Origin of the sequence: Nonomuraea sp. NPDC049158, assembly GCF_040648335.1 — a bacterium.
In the GTDB taxonomy this organism is placed as follows: domain Bacteria; phylum Actinomycetota; class Actinomycetes; order Streptosporangiales; family Streptosporangiaceae; genus Nonomuraea.
The window spans coordinates 287776-301318 of sequence record NZ_JBEZDM010000003.1 but is presented as its reverse complement, the minus strand read 5'-3'; the positions used below and the strand labels follow the sequence as shown (position 1 = coordinate 301318).

The following is a 13543-nucleotide window of genomic DNA, read 5'->3' as shown; positions in this document are numbered from 1 at the left end:
TGTCACACATAATAACCAATATTGTCATCATAAATCGCAGAATGTCGCTTTTCCCGGCCGCCCTATTATCCCGGCGATCCCCGCACAGATCCCGGTTCCCTCCCAGAAAGGCCACGTCGCGCGTGATACTGGCGCAATGCGCCATTCCACCGTGCCCGCCGGCCATTTTCGCCCGATGTCGCGCCGCGGCCTCGTCGCGGCCACGATCGGCCACGCACTGGAATGGTTCGACTGGAACGCGTACGCGATCTTCTCCGTATTCTTCGCCGGCCAGTTCTTCCCCGCGGACGATCCGGCGCTCGCCCAGGTCAAAACCATGATGATCTTCGCGATCGGCTTCCTCTTCCGTCCCCTCGGCGGCATCCTGCTCGGCAGCTACACCGACCGGTTCGGCCGGCGCGGCGGCATGACGCTGGCCGTGCTCCTGGTCTCGGGCGGCAGCCTGATCCTGGCGGTGTGCCCCACCTACGCGGAGATCGGGCTGCTGGCACCGGCATTGTTGCTGGTGGCGAGGATTGTGCAGGGGCTGTCCACGGGCGGGGAGATGGCCGCCGCCGCCACCTATCTGGCCGAGATCGCCCCGCCCGGCCGCCGGGGGTTCTACTCCAGCTTCGCGTACGTCACCGGCACGCTCGGCCCCTTGACCGCCACCTTGCTGGCGGAGCTGCTCTTCAGCGTCCTGGGCGAATCCGGCCTGGCCGCATGGGGGTGGCGCGTGCCGTTCGCGATCGGCGCCGTGTTCGGGGTCTACGGCCTCCAGCTGCGGCGTACCTTGCACGAAACCGGCCCCTACCTGGCCGGACGGGACCTCAGAGTGCGCCGCCCCACCTGGGAGGTGCTCCGCAGGCATCCGGTCAGCGGACTGCGCGTGGTCGGTTTCACCGTCGGCGCGACGGTCGTCTACTACACCTTCCTCGTCTACCTGCCCAGTTACGTACAGGACAACTTCGGCATGCCGACGGAGTCGGCGCTGTGGGCGTCGGTGATCGCGCAGTCCGCCATGATCATGGTCCTGCCCCTGTACGGCGCCCTGTCCGACCGGATCGGGCGCAAGCCGTTACTGTGCGCCTTCGCCGCGGGCTTTGTGGTGCTCATCGTGCCGCTGTTCACGCTGCTGAACTCGACGCCCGAGTCGCTGGTGATCGTGATGACCGTCGGGCTGCTGCTGTTCGGCTGCTACGCCTCCGTCGCGCCGACCGCCATGGCGGAGCTGTTCCCCACGCAGGTGCGCTCGGTCGGCCTGGGGATGCCCTATTCGCTGACCGTGGCGGTGTTCGGCGGCACGTCACCGCACCTCGTCGAGCGGCTGACGGACAGCGGCCACGCGAGCTGGTTCCCCTGGTATCTCGCGGGGCTGTGCCTGATCAGCCTGGTGGTCTTCCTGACGGCGCGCGAGACGAAGGGCATCAACCTCGACCAGTGCTGACCGAGGCCGGCTGAGGAGCCTCACCAGCGCCGCCACGTACGCCAGGCCGGCTGAGGAGCGTCGCCAGTGCCGCCGCGTACGCCAGGCCGTACCAGAGCGACGGACATCCCTCGGGCCCGATCGGGACGGCGGCGAGGCTGACCGCCGCGACCAGGCCGAGCAGTGTGACGGCGACCGCCGGGCGCCGGGCGGCCACCGCCATGACGGCGGCGCCACCCAGCACGCCGACGGCGGCGAGGAGGTCGAGCAGCAGCCACGCGTCCAGCAGCCCGGCCCACGCGATCGCGTGGAGCAGGGGCCCTGGCAGGGATCGGGTCCAGATCCAGGTGAGCCCGTCGTCCGCCAGGTTGACGGCCGTGGGGAGCGCCACGAGCACGATCATCACCCAAGGGCGTCTGATCAACGGACCCGCGCCAGGCGATAGGTGCCGCCGTCGTTCCACAGGAGCCAGTCGCCGGCCGCGTACGCCACACCCTGGAACTCGAACGACTGGCCGCTGCGCGGGTCGTAGACCACGGACCGCCAGCCGGGGCCTTCGTCCTCGCCGTGCCCGGTGTACACGATGAGCCGGTCACCCGCGGTAAGGTGCGCGCCCAGCTGGGCATACGTGGCTTGAGATCTTCCGTTCGCCGGGATCGCGGTCCCGCCCCAGTTGAGCTCCATCGCCCGGCCGACACGCGGGCCCTCGGTGACCTGCCAGTCGGCGCGGTCCGCCGTTCTGAGCACGCCGTCGGCGACCCAGGCGAACGTGTCACGGTTGGCAGCGGCCAGCCAGAGCTGCCCCCGGTCCTCACCGGCCGTCCGGATGTTCACCCCCTCGGGCAGCGGGTGCTGGGCAGCCACCTCCCCCGATTCGACGTTCACCTGGCGCAGGCCCTTGGGGTCGAAGGGGTCGGCCACGAACAGATCGGGATAGGAGAACGCGACCGCCTCGCCGGAGACGCCGGACACCGGGGCTCCCTGGGTGCAGCCCTTGGCCGTCCACGGCCGCATCTGCGGGTCGCTGCCGACGATCGTCCCTCCGCTGACCCAGAACGGCGATCCGACCAGGTTCAACGGCATGACCGGTGTGGTGCCGTTCTGGTCCTGGCAGTAGAGCGGGGCGACGATATTGGCCCCCGGCCATACGCGGATACCCGATCCGGTGGCCGGTGTCGCGCCCGCGTCCTCCTTCAGCGGGCGCAGCGGACCACCTTCCGGTCCCGTCTCCCACAGCTTCTTCGCCTTGTCCGACCTGCCCAGCACGGACCCGTCCTCGCCCAGCGCCTCGGGAAAGAAGTCGCCGACGTCCTTGGTCTCCTTCGGCAAGGCGACCGAACCAGGCATGTCGACCAGGTCTTCTAGCCCGTCGACGGAGTTGGCGACCGTCTGGTCTCCTCCCCCGATCTGCCGCCACACCACCGGTACGCCCACCGCCAGCACGACCGCGCACGCCGCCGCGGCGTACGCCAGAGCCCGGCGCCGGCTCCGCCTGACCGCGACGCCCCGGTGGACGCGGTCGGCGAGGCCCTCGGGCGGATCCGTCCGGCCGGGGTCGCCCAGCACGTCGCCGAGCCGCGACTCCACGTCATCCATGATCGACCTCCTGAGTATCGAGAGCGGTGCGCAGCTTCGCCAGCGCCCGTGACGCCTGACTCTTGACGGTGCCGGTGCTGCAGCCCAGCAGGCGGGCGATCTCCTTCTCGCTGCGCTCCTCGACGTAGCGCAGGACGAGGACCGCGCGCATGCGCGGAGGCAGTTCGGCCAGCCGCCCCCTGAGACTCGCGTCGGCGAGCAGACCTTCCAGTCCGCTGTCCTCCACGGCGGGCTCGGGCGGCTCGGCCACGGCGACCTCCCGCCGGGGGCGCCGCCAGCGGTTGGTCATGATGCGCAGCATCGCCGTGCGGACGTAGCCCTCCGGGTCGTCCTTGCGGACGATCCTGCGCCAGTGCACCCCCGTCCTGGTCAGCGCCTCCTGCACCAGGTCCTCGGCGTCGTGACGGTCGCGGGTCAGGACCATGGCGTAGCGGTACAGCGCCGCCAGCCGAGCGGCCACGAATGATTCGAACGACCTCTCGTCGTCCTGCGGATCCTCCACGGTTACCAGGACACACAAGGGAGGCCGAACGTTGCATCCCTCCTCGATTTTCTTTTTCCACCACAATTCGCGGGCCTCCGATAAAAGGAAAGTACACACGCCCGGGAGCTGCTAAATTCCGTGCCATAGATCCCGACCAGGAAATAGGAGAGAGCAATGACGTTCGCCCGCCGCACCATTATCGCCGCCCTTTCAGCACTGGCCGTGGCAGGCGGCCTGGTGGCCTTCGGGGCGCCCGCCGAGGCCCGGTCGCAGTGCACGTCGACGGGCGTGGGATATTTGTGTGTAAATATCGACCCGCGCGGATACGACGCCTCCTACCAGAAAACCGCGGGCAGCACGGCGCACGTGGACTTCAACCTCGTCTGCGCTAACGGGCGCTGGTTCGGCGACGAGGGCTCGTTCTACATCTCGGCCGGCGAGACCCGCACCTACACCTTCGCCGTGGGCTCCCAGGGCAGTTGCTTCCTGAAGCTGATCGACATGAGCACCGGGGCGACGTGGCAGACGCCCAGCATCAGCCGGTGACCCGCCGGGCCGGTTGACGGCGCTCCCGATGGCGGCGCCCCATGAGGCCGCCGCCATCGGGAGCCGTGTGCCCCCAACGCTGGACGGATCGACCAGAACGCGAGCGAGTGATTACTGAATGGAGGCGGGCGGAAAACTCCTCTATGACAGATGTCTTGACGCTGGCGAGCAGGCCGACATAGCATCGCCCCGAAATCGCAAGCGGGGGCATTAAACATCTTACGCAGCGTGGCCCGACGCATTACCGGAAATAAAGAGCGGGCGTTACGCCGCGTAAGTAAGCTGGAGGAATACAACGTGTCCTGCTCGGGGGCTCTGACCAGGCTACTTCACGAGAAGCTGTTATGATGCGCCCCACCGTGGCCATTACCGGTGGTGCCGGTTTTCTCGGTTCGCATCTGTGCGAACGGTTCCTGGCCGATGGTTATCAGGTCGTCTGCGTGGACAACTTCCTCACCGGGTCGCCGGCCAACGTCGAGCACCTCATGGCCGAGGAGCGGTTCCGGCTGGTCAGGGCTGATGTGTCGCTGCACCTGGTCGTCCCCGGTGACCTGGACGCCGTCCTGCACTTCGCCTCCCCCGCCTCGCCGACGGACTACCTGCGGCTGCCGATCGACACGCTGCGCGTCGGCTCCAACGGCACGTTCAACGCGCTCGAACTGGCCAGGGAGAAGGGCGCGCGGTTCGTGCTCGCCTCGACCTCGGAGACCTACGGCGACCCGCTGGTCCACCCGCAGCCGGAGAGCTACTGGGGCAACGTCAACCCCGTGGGCCCGCGCGGGGTCTACGACGAGGCCAAGCGGTTCGCCGAGGCGATGACCATGGCCTTCCGCCGGGCCCACGGCGTGGACACGGCGATCCTGCGGATCTTCAACACCTTCGGCCCCCGGATGCGGCCCTTCGACGGGCGGGCCATCCCCACCTTCGTCCGCCAGGCGCTGCTCGGCGAGCCGATCACGGTGGCCGGTGACGGCACCCAGACCAGGTCCATCTGCTACGTGGACGACCTGATCGAGGGGATCGTCCGGCTGTGCAACTCGGACCTGGACGGCCCGGTCAACATCGGCAACCCGCACGAGCTGTCCGTGCTCGCGCTGGCCGAGTGGATCAAGCAGCTCACCGGCTCGGCGTCGGGGATCGAGTTCACGCCACGGCCCCAGGACGACCCGACCGTGCGCCGCCCCGACATCACGCTGGCCAGGACCCGGCTGGGCTGGGAGCCGCGGACGCCGATCGAGGAGGGGCTGCGGCGCACCATCGCCTGGTTCCAGCGGCACCCGCAATTATGGCGGGCCGCGGACGCCGCCCGCGTCAACGGCCATGCCGGCCTCACCGCCGCGGCGTCCTAGATGGAATTCTCACCGGCACTCGCCGCGCATTTGCGCGCGATAGAAACCCGTGACCTGGCCGGATTCATCGCCACCGTCCACCAGGACGCCACGGTGATTCTGCCCAACGGAAAGCTGCTCACCGGAAAGGACGCGATCGGCGAGTTCCATACCGCCTGGTTCGGCGATCCTGATTGGTCGCTCCAGCCGACGGTCATCCGGACGGAGACCTACGGCGAATCAGCATTGGCGGTGCTGTCCGTCGCTTATGCCGACCTGGATGCCGAAGGCCGGCCGTACGAGAAGTCGTACTACCTCACGCTGTACTTCGCCAGGATCGACGGACAGTGGCTGCTCGTGCACGACCAGAACACCTTCAGTTGAGCGAGGTGGCCCCCTGAGCAGGCTTCGATCCACGATCAATCTCGCGCCGGTCGCCTATCATCTGGCCCGGATCCGGCGGCGGGAGCGCCTCGACCACGCCGCGCAACTACGGCTCCAGGCCATGCTGTTACGCACCCTGGTACGCCACGCCTACGACAACGTCCCTCACTATCAGCGGCTGCTCGACCCCGCGCTGGTCCGGCGATTACAGAGCGCGCGGGACCTGGCCGAGTTTCCCGTGCTGGACCGTACGGACCTGCACGGCACGGCCGGCGACGACCTGCTCGCGACCGGCTTCACCCCGGACAACACCCGAGCGGCCACGACCAGCGGCTCCTCCGGCATCCCGATCACGATCCGCAACTCCGAACGGGATCTGGGCTACCTGCGCGCGACCTACCTCCAGGACATGCTGTCCAACGGGCTGCGCCCCACCGACCGGATCGCCTACTTCCGGGTCAATCCGTTCCTGCGCCATCCTCTGGAGCGGTTCGGCGTCCTGCGTAACTTCCACATCCCGACGGGCCGCTCGCTGGATGAGCAGGTGGCGGCGTTCCTGGCGGCCCGGCCGACCTTCCTGATCGGGTTCCCCAACGTCATCCGCAGCGTCGTCGACGAGTTGCTGCGGCGCGGCGTCCAGCATCGGGGCGTACGGACCGTGCTGTTCGGCGGCGAGCGGCTGTCGCCGACCGCGCGGGCGCGGATCCTCGACTACTTCGGCGCGGCCCACCGGGAGGTGTACGCCTCCGTCGAGGTCTTCACCATCGCCCGCACCTGCCCGCGAGGGGCGCTGCACCTGCGCTCGTCCGACCTGGTGGTGGAGGTGGAGCACGAGGACGGGAGCGTCTCGGTGGAGGACGGCGAAGGCGACATCCTCATCACCCGCCTGCACAGCGAGGCGATGCCGTTGATCCGCTACCGGCTCGGCGACCGGGTCCGGATCGTCCCGAACGACTGCCCGTGCGGGGTGGCCAGGACCCCGATCGTGCGGGAGGTGATCGGCCGCAGCCAGGACCGGATCGCCGGCGCCGACGGCAGGCGCTACTACGGCGACTTCATCACCTTCCCCGTGCAGAGCTTCCCCGAGGTGAGCCGGATGCAGCTGGTCCAGCACCGGCCGGGCTCCCTTGAGGTGCGGGTGGTGCTGGCCCATGACGCCCGTCCCGGTGTGACGGCCGAGATCCGGGACGCGGTCCTGCGCGCGGTACCCGGCCAGGAGGTCATTGTCCTGCCGGTCGAGGAGATCGCCCCCGAACCCAACGGCAAGATCAAGCTCGTCAAGGTGCTCGATCCCTCCGGGAATCCCGCGCCGCCAGAGAAAGGGGCCGCGGCGGATGTCTGATTCCACCTTGAGAGAGAAGCCACCGGCCACGAAGGCGGCGAACCGCCCACGGCTCGGCATCACCGCCATGATCCCGTGCTACAACGAGATCGCCTGCGTCGAGCGGGCGTACCGGGAGATCCGCTCCGAGCTGGCCGCCTACGACGACGTCGAGCTGCTCTTCGTCGACGACGGGAGCACGGACGGCACCCTTGAGGCGATCAAGGGCTTCGCGGCCGAGGACCCCCGGGTGAAGTACCTCTCCTTCGCCCGCAACTTCGGGCTGGAAGCGGCCTTCTCCGCCGGGTTCAAGTACGCCTCGAAACCGTGGACCGTGCAGTTCGACGCCGATCTCCAGTCGCCTCCCCAGGAGATGCACCGCCTGGTGGACAAGGCACTCGAGGGCTACGACGTGGTGTTCGCGGTCCGCGAGAACCGGCAGGACGCCTGGTACCGGCGGCTCGGCACCCGCGGCCACCAGACGTTCGCCCGCCGCTGGCTGGGCATCGAGCTGCCGCCCGGCGCGTCGGTGTTCCGCATCGTCAAGACCAGCGTGGCGCGCAAGGTGGTGGACAGCCGGCTGTCCACGCCGTACTTCATCGCCACCGCGCCGCTGCTCGGCGCCCGCTACACGACGCTGCCCACCTCGCATCGCCCGCGCCTGGACGGCCAGGGCAAGTGGAACCTGCGCAAGCTGGCCGCCCACGCGATCGAGCTCTTCGTCGGGTTCTCCTTCCGGCCGCTGGTCTGGCTGAGCGCGCTGGCCACCGCCGTGGTGGTGCTCGGGGTGGCGATCCTGGCGCTGGCGCTGGCCGGCCGGTTCGGCCCGACCGAGCTGGCGGAGGCCAGCCTGGTCACCGGCCTGGTCACGCTCGTCACGCTCGCGGTGGTCGCCCGCTATCTCGTACGGATGATGCGCGTCCAGGCGATCGGCGTGCCCCGCTATCAGATCAGGGAGGCCAACATCCCGATCCGCGCGGACGAGGCCCTGTACGGCTACGAGACCCCCTATGTCGCCACCGAGGTCTGGGAGAACGTCACGTGAGAAACCTCATCGTGCTCGGCGGCGGCGAGGACCAGCTCCCCGCCTACCGCGAGGGCCGCCGGCTCGGCTACCGGGTGATCGGCGTGGACCAGCGCCCGGACGCCCTGGGCGCGGCCGAGGCCGACCAGTTCCTCTGCATGACCAGCCGGGATCCGGAGGGGATCGCCCAGGCGCTGGGCCCGATCGACGTGGCGGCGGTCATCTCGCCGGCCAGCGACGCCGCCCAGGAGGCGGTCGCCGAGCTGAGCCGCCTCTACCGCACCGCCCACCAGCCCGCCCCCGACGCGCTGCGCTGCTCGGTGGACAAGGGGTACTTCCGCGAGGTCGTCGGCCGCCTTGGCCTGCCCACCTACCGCCACGCCCAGCACGACAGCATCGACGAGCTCACCGAGGCGGCGGCCCGCCTGGGCTACCCCCTGATCGTCAAACCGGCCGACTCCTCGGGCAGCAAGGGCATCACCGTGCTCGACGATCCCGCCGGGCTGGTGGGCGCCATCGAGCACGCCTGGAAGTACTCCTTCTCCCGGCAGGTGATCGTCGAGGAGCTGGTGGCCGGGCGGCACTGCGCCGTGGAGTCCTTCTTCGCCGACGGCGAGCTCGCCTTCATGGCGGTCACCGACCGCGTCATCACCGGACCACCGGCGATGATCAGCCTGTCCCACGTCGTGCCCGCCGACCTGGACGACGACGTGCACGCGCGGCTGAGCGCGGCGGTCGCCGCGATCTGCGCGGCCGTCGGCCACCGGCACGGGCCGGTCAACTTCGACTTCGTCCTCACGCCCGGCGGCGACATCTGCTTCATCGAGATGGGCGCCAGGCTGGGCGGCAACGGCATGCCGCTGATGGTCCAGCACGCGTTCGGGCTGAACACCGTCGAGGCGGCCATCCGGCTGGCCCTGGGCGAGCCGCTGCGCATCAGCGTCTCGCAGCACAGAACGGCCGTGCTGCGCATCCTGGCCGCCGACGTCGACGGGGTGCTCACCGCGATCGAGGGCCTGGACGCCCTGCGGCGGATGCCCGAGGTCGTCGACGTCCAGGTGTTCAAGACGGTGGGCGAGCACGTACGCGCCTACACGCAGGCCGGCCACAAGCTCGGCTACCTGGTCATGGTCGCCGACACGCGTGAGCAGCTGGAAACGGCATTGGACGAAGCACTGCGCACCCTCCGGTTCGTGATCGAGCCTGATACGAGAGGTTCAGAATGATCCCCCGCAAGCACCTCGGCTTCCTGATCTTCGCGGCGCTGGCCGTCCTGGCGGCGGCGTTCGTCTGGTTCGGGCTGCCGCACGACCGCCAGGTGAAGTCGCTGTGGATCTTCCTGGTGAAGCTGCTGCCCTTCGTCCTCGCCACGGAGGCCATATCCCGGCTCGACGTGGAGTGGGCCAGGCGTCTCAAGCTGCACGTGCTGGCGATCCCGGCGGCGTTCCTGGTGTACTTCCTCTACTTCGTGCCCAAGATCTTCTTCTTCGGCTCCGAGGTGGCCGGCACCAGAGAGGCGTACTACGACCTCTACTACCACGTCCTCACCCTGACCCCGTTGATCATCGTCTCGCTCGCCCTGGCGTTCCGGCTGGGCGGCGGCGCGGCGGGGACGGTACGCAGGCTCGGCTACGGCATGCTGCTGCTGATGCTGTCGGGCCTGGAGGATCTGGCGTTCCTGACGGTCAACAACCACGTCGATCCCGCGTACAGCACCATTCCCGAAGTGTGGGAGTGGGCCACGCACATGAGCGTGTTCATCGGCCACGCGCCGACCAAGTACGAGGCGTACGCCTTCATCGCCGTACACGTGGTGCTGGCGCTCGTCATCTTCCTCAGCCCGCAGCGCTGGTGGGAGTCGCTGGGCCGCAGGCTCACGCCGAAGGCGCTCCAGACCCGCACGGAGAGCGCGTAGCGATGATCATCCGGGAGGCGGGCTACGTCCCGCTCAGCATCGCGCGGCAGTACGGCGGCGGCGCGGGGCTGCGCCGTCACCAGCTTCGCGGGCTCAACCGGATGCTGGAGCTGGCGCGTACCCGGGTGCCCTACTACCGCGACGACCCCCGCTACACGCGCGGCCCGCTCCGCACCCTCGCCGAGCTGGCCGAGCTGCCGGTGCTGGACAAGCAGGTGCTGCGCGAGCAGCCGCTGGAGCGGCTGCTGGCCGACGGCGTCGACCAGGATCGGTGCCTGTCCTTCCAGACGAGCGGCAGCACCGGCCGCCGGGTCCGGATCCTGCACGACCGCGACAGCCACGACTACCACATGGCGGCCTGCGTACGGCGGTTCCTGGCCACGGGCCGCTACCTGCCGACCGACCGGCTCAGCCATATCCGGCCGTTCGCGCCGCCCGCCCGGATGTTCGAGCGGTTCGGGCTGTTCCGGCGGCACGTGATCCTGTCCCATCGGCCGATGCGCGAGATCAAGGCCGAGCTCCTGGCCAACCGGCCCAAGGTGCTGATCGGCTACCCCGTGCACCTGCGGGCTCTGCTGCGCGAGCTCACCCCGGAGGAGCTCGGGCGGCTGAGGCGGACGCTGCGCATCGTCCTGACCGAGTCGGAGCTGCTGCTTCCCGAGCACCGGGCGATGTTCGCCGAGCGGTTCGGCGCTCCCGTCTTCGACGAGTACTCGGCCTTCGAGGTGCTCAACGTCACCTACGACTGCCGGTACGGCCGCGCCCACCTGGGCGAGGACCGCGTCTACTGCGAGATCGTCGACGCGGCGGGCCACCCGGTCCCGGACGGCGAGGCCGGGCAGGTGGTCGTCACCGCCTTCATGGAGCGGGCGATGCCGCTGCTGCGTTACAGCCTGGGCGACATCGGTCTCATCGAGCCGGGCCGCTGCCGTTGCGGCCGCCGGTTCCGGACCCTGCGGCTCACCACCGGGCGCAGCAACGACTACGTCACGCTCCCGTCGGGCGAGCGGCTCTACCCCGACGCCTTTCTCCACCTGGCCGCCACCCATCCGGGCATCAGCGAGTGCTTCGTCCACCAGGACACGGCGGGCCTGGTGCGGGTGCACGTCGTGCCCAGCGCCGACCCGCCGGGCGAGGTGCTGGCTACCGTACGGGACAAGCTCTTCGGCCTGGCCGGTGGCGAGTTCCCGCTGGAGGTGGTGCCCGCCGAGACCGTCGAGATCACCGCCGGCGGCAAGGGCAGATTCGTCACCTCCGACTACGGCGCATCGCCCGCATGAGGCTCGCGGCACCCAGACAGCTGATGGTGCTGCTCGGCGGGCGGGCCGCCTTCCGGGGCACGCTCCTGCTGGCCAACGTCGTGCTGCTGGCGGTCTGGAGCTCCGGAGACTACGCCGGATACGCCCAGGCGATGGGCGGCGCGGCGTTCCTGACGCCGCTCGCGTCGATCGGCATCGAGAAGTGCGCGCTGAAGCTGATCCCGCGGGCGCGGCACACCGTCGGCCTGCTGGTCGGCGTCTTCGTGGCGCTGGCCGGGCTGCTGCTGGTGGTCGCGATCGCGGTCCTGGCGGGCGTGCTGCTCTTCGGGCACAACGGGCCATGGCTCCTGGCCGGGCTGGCGGGCCTGTACGCGATCGGCATCGGCGGCAACCAGGTGCTGGTCGGCCTGAGCCGGGCCATCGGCCGGCCGGGCCGGGACGTGGCCAACCATCTCGTCCTGGCCACGGGACTGGCCTGCTGGACCGGGGCGGCGGCGACCGGGCACGCCTCGCCCACGGTGTTCCTGGCCCTGTGCCTGACGAACGTGTCCGTGCTCAACGTGGTGCTGCTGGCCGGGTTGCGGCCGAGTTTCGCCGGGCTGCGGCGCCGGGTCCTCGTACGCGTCGCGGTGGGGACGTCCCTGCTGATGGCGATCCCCGACGTGGTCGCGGGCGTGTCGATGAGCCTGCTGTTCGTGACGCTCTCGGTCAGCGGCGCGCAGGCGGAGAGCACCGGGCTCTACATGGCCTCCGTCGCCTCGGGGACGCTGCTCAACGCGTTCGCCTACCTGCTGCGCGTCCTGCAGCCCGGCGTCTCCCAAGCACTGCACCAACGGGACCTGTCCGCGGCCTACGAGCGGCTGTCCCGCTGGCTGCGCCTGCTGCTGCTCGCCGGGATCCCCTACGTGGCGGCCGTCTCCTGCGTGGCGCCGCTCCTGCTGCGGCCGCTCGGCGGGCTGGGCGTCGTCGTCCTGTACGTGGCCTGCGTGCCGATCATCTTCGCGGTGGGCAGCGCCAGCTACCTGATGGAGAACGCCACTCCCCTGGCGCTGCGCGTCACCGCGGTGGGCGCGGTGGTGTCGCTGGCGGCGGTCGTGATGCTGGCGGCCGTCGTCGTGCCCTGGGCCGGGGCGCTCGGCGCGGTGGGCGTGCTGGCCGTCGGCGCGCTCGTCCACGCCGCGGTCCTCCTGCGCTGGCTCCGGCCACGGCGCACGCTCTCCCCTCACCCTGTTGCGAAGGAGTCCTTGTCATGACCCATACCTCGCTGGTCACCGGCGGCGCGGGTTTCATCGGCTCGCACGTGGCGGCCGACCTGCTGCGGGCCGGCCATCGCGTGGTGGTGCTCGACGACCTCTCCGGCGGCGACCCGGCCAACGTCCCGGAGGGCGCCCACTTCCACCGGGGCAGCGTCTGCGACCCCGAGGTGGTGGACGCGCTGTTCGCGGAGTGGCGCTTCGACTACGTCTTCCACCTGGCCGCGTACGCCGCCGAGGGACTGAGCCACTTCATCAAGCGCTACAACTACACCAACAACGTGATCGGCAGCGTCAACCTCATCAACGCGGCCGTCAACACCGGGACCGTCCGGTGCTTCGTCTTCACCTCCTCCATCGCCGTGTACGGCCACGCGGAGCCGCCGATGACCGAAGACCTGACGCCGGCGCCCGTGGACCCGTACGGCATCGCCAAATACGCGGTCGAGCAGGAGTTGAAGGTCACGCACGAGATGTTCGGGCTGCCGTACATCATCTTCCGCCCGCACAACGTCTACGGCGAGCGGCAGAACATCGGCGACCGCTACCGCAACGTCATCGGCATCTTCATGAACCAGATCCTGCGCGGCGAGGAGTGCACCATCTTCGGGGACGGTGAGCAGACCAGGGCGTTCAGCCACATCGACGACGTCGCGCTGCCGATCGCCCGGTCCATCGGCAACCCGCGAGCCTACGGGGAGACCTTCAACATCGGCGGCGACCGGCCGTACACGGTCAACGAACTGGCCGGCGCGGTGGCGGCGGCCATGGACGCACCGCTCCGGGTCCGGCATCTGCCGGCGCGGCACGAGGTGGTGCATGCCTACTCCTCCCATGACAAGGCCCGCGACCTGCTCGGCGTCGGGACGGGGTCGGTGCCGCTGGCCGACGGGCTGGCGCAGATGGCCGCGTGGGCGAAGAAGCACGGGCCTCAGGAGCCGTCGGTGTTCTCGGGGATCGAGGTGGCCCGCAACATGCCGCCGTCGTGGCAGGCGCTCATCGTCCCGTGACGGCTTACGTCCGTGGCA

14 protein-coding genes are annotated in these 13543 nt (G+C 69.7%); 11 read left to right on the top strand and 3 right to left on the bottom strand.

The features are described from left to right. The first annotated feature begins 136 nt into the window (after positions 1-136). Positions 137-1426, top strand: a complete 1290-nt coding sequence (locus AB0B61_RS09070; protein WP_358429847.1) for an MFS transporter — start codon at positions 137-139, stop codon at positions 1424-1426. Here AB0B61_RS09070 and AB0B61_RS09065 read toward each other — a convergent pair. From AB0B61_RS09065 to AB0B61_RS09055, 3 genes are read right to left on the bottom strand one after another with little or no spacing between them, the layout of a single operon-like run. Continuing rightward, positions 1407-1808 carry a hypothetical protein gene (locus AB0B61_RS09065; RefSeq protein WP_358429845.1) on the bottom strand — a complete coding sequence of 134 codons (402 nt, stop codon included), beginning with the start codon at positions 1806-1808 and terminating at the stop codon, positions 1407-1409. The two genes, AB0B61_RS09070 and AB0B61_RS09065, sit on opposite strands and share 20 nt — an antisense overlap. A 17-nt stretch (positions 1809-1825) precedes the next feature. Further along, positions 1826-3001, bottom strand: coding sequence for a hypothetical protein (locus AB0B61_RS09060; RefSeq protein WP_358429843.1), 1176 nt, complete (start codon positions 2999-3001; stop codon positions 1826-1828). Continuing rightward, positions 2994-3503: a SigE family RNA polymerase sigma factor gene (locus tag AB0B61_RS09055; RefSeq protein ID WP_358429841.1), complete on the bottom strand. Its 510-nt coding sequence runs from the start codon at positions 3501-3503 to the stop codon at positions 2994-2996. The genes AB0B61_RS09060 and AB0B61_RS09055 overlap by 8 nt, the downstream gene beginning before the upstream one ends. 156 nt (positions 3504-3659) lie before the next feature. Here AB0B61_RS09055 and AB0B61_RS09050 point away from each other — a divergent pair, with 156 nt between their 5' ends. The 10 genes from AB0B61_RS09050 (at position 3660) to AB0B61_RS09005 (ending at position 13525) form a co-directional block, all read left to right on the top strand. Further along, positions 3660-4031: a hypothetical protein gene (locus tag AB0B61_RS09050; protein ID WP_358429839.1), complete on the top strand. Its 372-nt coding sequence runs from the start codon at positions 3660-3662 to the stop codon at positions 4029-4031. Between the two features lie 344 nt (positions 4032-4375). Beyond that, entirely contained in the window at positions 4376-5380 is a 1005-nt protein-coding gene (locus tag AB0B61_RS09045) for a UDP-glucuronic acid decarboxylase family protein (RefSeq protein ID WP_358429837.1), read from the top strand. Then, the gene (locus AB0B61_RS09040; RefSeq protein ID WP_358429835.1) at positions 5381-5743 is read left to right on the top strand and encodes a nuclear transport factor 2 family protein; all 363 of its coding nucleotides are present in this window, start codon (positions 5381-5383) and stop codon (positions 5741-5743) included. A 121-nt stretch (positions 5744-5864) separates the two neighbouring features. Next, positions 5865-7085 (top strand): hypothetical protein, encoded by a 1221-nt coding sequence (locus AB0B61_RS09035; protein ID WP_358429833.1) that lies wholly within the window; start codon positions 5865-5867, stop codon positions 7083-7085. After that, positions 7078-8109 (top strand): glycosyltransferase family 2 protein, encoded by a 1032-nt coding sequence (locus AB0B61_RS09030; protein ID WP_358429831.1) that lies wholly within the window; start codon positions 7078-7080, stop codon positions 8107-8109. Before AB0B61_RS09035 ends, AB0B61_RS09030 begins: the two co-directional genes overlap by 8 nt. Next, positions 8106-9314, top strand: a complete 1209-nt coding sequence (locus AB0B61_RS09025; RefSeq protein WP_358429829.1) for an ATP-grasp domain-containing protein — start codon at positions 8106-8108, stop codon at positions 9312-9314. The genes AB0B61_RS09030 and AB0B61_RS09025 overlap by 4 nt, the downstream gene beginning before the upstream one ends. After that, on the top strand, positions 9311-10003 hold the full coding sequence (locus AB0B61_RS09020) for a hypothetical protein (RefSeq protein ID WP_358429827.1): 693 nt from the start codon (positions 9311-9313) through the stop codon (positions 10001-10003). The genes AB0B61_RS09025 and AB0B61_RS09020 overlap by 4 nt, the downstream gene beginning before the upstream one ends. A gap of 2 nt (positions 10004-10005) precedes the next feature. Next, a complete protein-coding gene (locus tag AB0B61_RS09015) occupies positions 10006-11283 on the top strand; it encodes a hypothetical protein (RefSeq protein ID WP_358429825.1) in 1278 nt (425 codons plus the stop codon). Beyond that, the gene (locus AB0B61_RS09010; RefSeq protein WP_358429823.1) at positions 11280-12515 is read left to right on the top strand and encodes a hypothetical protein; all 1236 of its coding nucleotides are present in this window, start codon (positions 11280-11282) and stop codon (positions 12513-12515) included. The genes AB0B61_RS09015 and AB0B61_RS09010 overlap by 4 nt, the downstream gene beginning before the upstream one ends. Beyond that, positions 12512-13525 carry an NAD-dependent epimerase/dehydratase family protein gene (locus AB0B61_RS09005; RefSeq protein ID WP_358429821.1) on the top strand — a complete coding sequence of 338 codons (1014 nt, stop codon included), beginning with the start codon at positions 12512-12514 and terminating at the stop codon, positions 13523-13525. The genes AB0B61_RS09010 and AB0B61_RS09005 overlap by 4 nt, the downstream gene beginning before the upstream one ends. Positions 13526-13543: the final 18 nt, after the last annotated feature.